The following is a 4,694-nucleotide window of genomic DNA, read 5'->3' as shown; positions in this document are numbered from 1 at the left end:
TAGAATTTACACCTGCTACCATTTCAACCTCCTCGTTACACAAAAGTTAACCTCGTGCAACAATAATAGAATATACTATTTGATAACAATTGTCAACGAATTAACAGAAAACCATTTTGGTTAATTACCCTTAACTATCTGCATCTTTCTTCTTCAAGTATTCCTCTATGGCTTCAAGCATACTGTTACTAATTACATGCTCTATTCTACATGCATCTTTATCAGCATCTTCAGGTTTCATATTCAATGATGTCTCCAAAAAACGGGTTATTGCAAGATGATTTCTATAGATTTTCTTCGCTATTTCCCTACCCTTCTCCGTAAGTGTTACAGAACCATAGGGCTCCTTTTCCACAAGACCCTTTGCTCTCAAATATTTCATAGCCTTAGTAACACTGGGTTTTGAAACATCAAGTTCTTTTGCAATTTCGGTAACGTGGGCATGTCCGCTTCTTTCTTCAAGAATATAGACTGTCTCAAGATACATCTCCATTGATTCATTTTTGATCATTCAATACCTCTTCTCTAATATGTTATTCACAATCATCCGCCGCCAAAAATAGGTAGTATTCTTAGATTATCCTCATTACTCAAAATATGGCCCTTCTTAACTTCTTTTCCATTTACAAAAAAAACCGCATATCCCATATTTTCAAGGTTAAGTCTCTCTATGAGACTTTTTATTGAACAAGGTTCTAAAAGATCTATTTCAATAGGTATTTCAATCTTTGACTTTTGTATAAGTACCCTGCTTATTTCAATAATCATCAAGGCTGTATTCCCCCTTTTTATCTATTTTAATTTCATCGCTGCTGACTTTTGAATTGTATACCAGTATATTTACACCGGCTTTTTCTGCTGTTTTCAATGCTTCTGCAAATTTTATATCCATCTCATAATTGGGAATAAACTTCAAAATATCCTCAATCTGAATAAGGAAGAAAACTGCACATTCGTATCCCTCTTCTTTTGCTGACTTCAGTTCAAGAAGATGTTTTCGACCCCTTTCCGTAGGAGCATCGGGAAACATGGATATTCCATTCTTTTCAAGGGTTACTCCCTTTACTTCTACAAATCCCTTTCTTCCGTCTTCTCTTTCATAATACAAGTCAAACCTTGAATTACCGTAGGTCTTTTCCCTTTTAAGAAGAAGAATATCTTCGTAGCCTTCAATTTTCTTGTCTTTAAAGGCATCATAAACAACCTTATTGGGAACCTGGGAGTCTATGTTTATTAGCATGTCTCCCTTGTAGGCGCTGATAAGAGAAAATCTTGTCTTCCTTTTGGGATTGTCCGATTCCTGAAGATATATCCTTGCTCCTTCAATGAGTATTTCTCTACACCGTCCTGTATTCTTCACATGAACACTGTGCTCCTTCCCATCAATCAGTACTTCCGCTATGAACCTGTTGGGCCTCTTTAGAAAAATACCCTCTACTATGTCTGCATACTTCATTATTTAATACTCCATTCAAATTTATAAAACCCCTTTGTTTCCTGTCCTACTATGGATATATAGTATGTCTCACCCCTTTTCACGTTGATCTCTATATGCTCGTGAATATTTCCCGGAATATTGTACATTATATAGTTGTCGGAATCCTTTATTACAGCAAATAGTATACCTTCCTTTGACTCCATTTCAAATTCAATATCAAGAACTCCATCCTTGTCGGCTTCTATGATTTTTTCCTTTGTTCCATCCCAGTAGGAATACTTGCTGCTTATTATGGAGCTTGCATTTTTATCCTCACCATTAAAAATATCGTATTTGAAGGTATCGATAACTTCTGAAATCTCCATATGCCTGAAGGGAGTGAGTGAAATCAATGCAAAAGCAAGCATTCCAATTGCAAGAAATACTGCCACAACTGCTATTATTCCTTTTCGTGCGGCATTTGCCCTCATTAAATCATCATCTTCATGCATTTCATTGTGAACTGGAGCTTCGCAGTATGGACACTTGTTTGGATATCCTGAAATAATCCTTCCACAGGTCTGGCATCTCGTACCTCCACCCTTTGGTGTTTTGGTACTGTAATACTGCTTGCTTTCGGATTTTTTCCTTGAATCAATTATATCTTCGCTTCTTGTATCCACTCTGTCTTCAGGTCTGTTATTCTGTTCCCACTGATGAGACTGTAAATCCTTTAATTTTTCTCCAAGTTGTGTACCGGCCTGTCCCCTTACTACCAGATATACTATGAAGCCAATAAAGTTGGGGAGCAGGACAGTTATTAACACCCACAACATAGAATTCATTCCTCTTTTTTGACTGTCGTTGTATACAAATATTGCAAGAATTAATTGTATGAAAAATATAATTGCAAACGGTATAAACGCTACTCCTATCATAAAAACACCTCTTTATTTTATTGAACACTTAATTATATCATTTTTTTATGAATAATATATATGATTATCTTTTTTAAGCTATAACAAAATAATAGGCCTTCCCAATAGTAGGAAAAGCCCTTGTATTCCTATTTAGTTTTCTAATTCATAGAACTATTTGTTTATAATCTCCACATTCATTATATTCCTATCAGAAGCAAAAAGAATTGCCTGGTAAAAGAGATTGAACTTTAATATATCACCAATGATATACTCCTTCACCGCATCCTCTATATCCAAGATCAAATGGTCGGAGCTCGCTCCTATGAGTTCTACTCCCTCATCCACTGGAACCAGAGATGTATAACTTCCAATATCCCTATTTCCTATTGCAAGGAGTGCTCGTTTTCTAATTCCTCTGTCTTCATATTCCAATTCTTCACCAAAGGCATTGACACCCTTTCTGCCTATGGGATATGAAGGTTTTTCCTTGATTTCTATTATCTGAGCCTCCAGTGTGAATACATCCTTGTCCAGTCCTTCAATGTCAGTATCCCAGTTCAAGGGAAGGTCTAAAGTACATATTATGGATTCTGCAAGCCTCAAGTGGTTTACTCCCTCAGGCATTTCGCCCTTGTGTACCAAGTTAAGAGATGTGGAGGAACCACCTGATATATACCTGAGCTTTCTTCCTATGAGTCCTTCTATTTCCCGTCCATTATCAACCAGTTCAGATATATTTTCAACAGTTGGATATGTTGATCCGTAACAGCTGAGTGCCACTCCCACACCTTCAAGAATAAGTCCTTCCAGTTCATTTTCCACGAAACATGCAGTGTCGGTGAATTCCTTTCTGTCAAAAATACCTTCACGAAGATCACCAAGATCCCTCATTAAAATAACCCCGTGCTTAATGTTGTTTTCTATTGCAACCCGGTTAAGCTCAACTAGAGTTTCCTTCTGGGAATTAAAGCTTATATCTGCATATCTGACAACATCTTCAATCTCTGACATCATGGGCAGTCTAACCAGCAAAGTATCCACTGCCAGTCCTCTAAGCTTAAGATCCTTCAGCTGCTCTATCCTTGAACTAGAAATTTGAACACAGCCCCATTTTGCCACTTCCTCGGAAATCTCCGGTATTCCATTGTATCCTTTTATTACAAATGCTGTTTCTATTCCAAAATTGTTGCACATGTTGTTGATTATATCAAAATTGTTTTTCAATCTATTCATGTCGATTGTAAGTTTAGGATATCTATTTTTCATGCTTCACCTCTTGATTTGTTATGTTGTATTTATCACGTTCTATTTTTTGATTTTTATTTACTAATTATATCATTTATTGTCATAATTGTGAACTTGATATCTTATCCACATCATCAATCAACAATTTAATACCAAATCGGGTGATTTCTCCACAACTTCTTAACAATATAAAAGGCACTGAAATTTCAATATTTCAGTGCCTTTTTAACTGTTCTGGTGAGAAGGTTGTTCATGTTATCAACAGCTTGTATACAATATTCATGATACATTATCTACTGTAAATCACCATGTTATCCCCAGATTTAGGGGTGTGTCCACAGAGTTGTCCACAAAATCCATATATTTAGTGTTTATTTCTATTTATCAAGAACTTTTTTAATTCTTTCCATTGCCCAGTCAATTTCCTCTTTTGTGATGATTAGAGGTGGTGCAAATCTGATTACTGTTTCGTGAGTTTCATGAGCTAGAACTCCCAGTTCCTTAAGCTCGTCACAGTAAGGCTCTGCCTTGTGGTCAAATTCAACACCTATGAAAAGACCTTTTCCTCTTACATCTATTATATGAGGATTGTTGATTTCTTTAAGTCTCTCCAGGAAGTACGCACCCATTTCACTTGACTTTCCTACATAATCATCTTCAACCATTACCTTCATTGCTTCAATTGCTATTGCACATCCAAGTGGGTTTCCACCGAAAGTAGATCCGTGAGAACCTGGTTCGAATACGCCAAGTATTGATTTGTCAGCTGCAACTGCAGATACGGGGAATACTCCTCCGCCAAGTGCCTTACCCATTACATACATGTCAGGCTCAACATCTTCCCACATGCAGGCAAACATCTTTCCTGTTCTAGCAAATCCGGTTTGAACCTCATCTGCAATAAGAAGAACATTGTTTTCCTCACAAAGCTTCTTGGCTTCCTTCAAGAATCCAAAAGTTGGAACTATGATTCCGCCTTCTCCCTGAATAGGTTCAACTATGAATGCAGCTGTATTTGGAGTTATTGCTTCCCTAAGCTGGTCTATATCTCCGTATTCTATAACCTTGAATCCAGGAGTCAAAGGACCGTAGCCTCTTTGATAAGCCTTTTC

General features: G+C 36.9%; 6 protein-coding genes. All 6 read right to left on the bottom strand.

The features are described from left to right. Window positions 1–130: 130 nt before the first annotated feature. Window positions 131–511 (bottom strand): metal-dependent transcriptional regulator, encoded by a 381-nt coding sequence (locus tag AC3AX0_RS07485; protein WP_487549683.1) that lies wholly within the window; start codon window positions 509–511, stop codon window positions 131–133. Window positions 512–543: 32 nt separating this feature from the next. Then, a complete protein-coding gene (locus tag AC3AX0_RS07480) occupies window positions 544–768 on the bottom strand; it encodes a MoaD/ThiS family protein (RefSeq protein ID WP_487549684.1) in 225 nt (74 codons plus the stop codon). Beyond that, entirely contained in the window at window positions 758–1,456 is a 699-nt protein-coding gene (sfsA, locus tag AC3AX0_RS07475) for a DNA/RNA nuclease SfsA (RefSeq protein ID WP_487549682.1), read from the bottom strand. The genes AC3AX0_RS07480 and sfsA overlap by 11 nt, the downstream gene beginning before the upstream one ends. Continuing rightward, on the bottom strand, window positions 1,456–2,355 hold the full coding sequence (locus AC3AX0_RS07470; protein WP_487549681.1) for a PLD nuclease N-terminal domain-containing protein: 900 nt from the start codon (window positions 2,353–2,355) through the stop codon (window positions 1,456–1,458). The genes sfsA and AC3AX0_RS07470 overlap by 1 nt, the downstream gene beginning before the upstream one ends. A 153-nt stretch (window positions 2,356–2,508) precedes the next feature. Beyond that, window positions 2,509–3,603 carry an alanine racemase gene (locus tag AC3AX0_RS07465; RefSeq protein WP_487549680.1) on the bottom strand — a complete coding sequence of 365 codons (1,095 nt, stop codon included), beginning with the start codon at window positions 3,601–3,603 and terminating at the stop codon, window positions 2,509–2,511. 356 nt (window positions 3,604–3,959) lie between these two features. Then, window positions 3,960–4,694: aminotransferase class III-fold pyridoxal phosphate-dependent enzyme (locus tag AC3AX0_RS07460; protein ID WP_487549679.1), on the bottom strand; the 735-nt coding region annotated here is incomplete at its 5' end.

This window comes from Dethiosulfatibacter sp. (assembly GCF_983023055.1).
Note: the sequence above shows the minus strand (reverse complement) of the source record. Positions and strands in the feature narration are given on the sequence as shown.

Excerpts from the sequence above, each read along its gene's own strand:
- AC3AX0_RS07485 (WP_487549683.1), bottom strand. The coding sequence starts at position 511 with ATGATCAAAAATGAATCAATGGAGATGTATCTTGAGACAGTCTATATT.
- AC3AX0_RS07480 (WP_487549684.1), bottom strand. The coding sequence starts at position 768 with ATGATTATTGAAATAAGCAGGGTACTTATACAAAAGTCAAAGATTGAA.
- sfsA (WP_487549682.1), bottom strand. The coding sequence starts at position 1,456 with ATGAAGTATGCAGACATAGTAGAGGGTATTTTTCTAAAGAGGCCCAAC.
- AC3AX0_RS07470 (WP_487549681.1), bottom strand. The coding sequence starts at position 2,355 with ATGATAGGAGTAGCGTTTATACCGTTTGCAATTATATTTTTCATACAA.
- AC3AX0_RS07465 (WP_487549680.1), bottom strand. The coding sequence starts at position 3,603 with ATGAAAAATAGATATCCTAAACTTACAATCGACATGAATAGATTGAAA.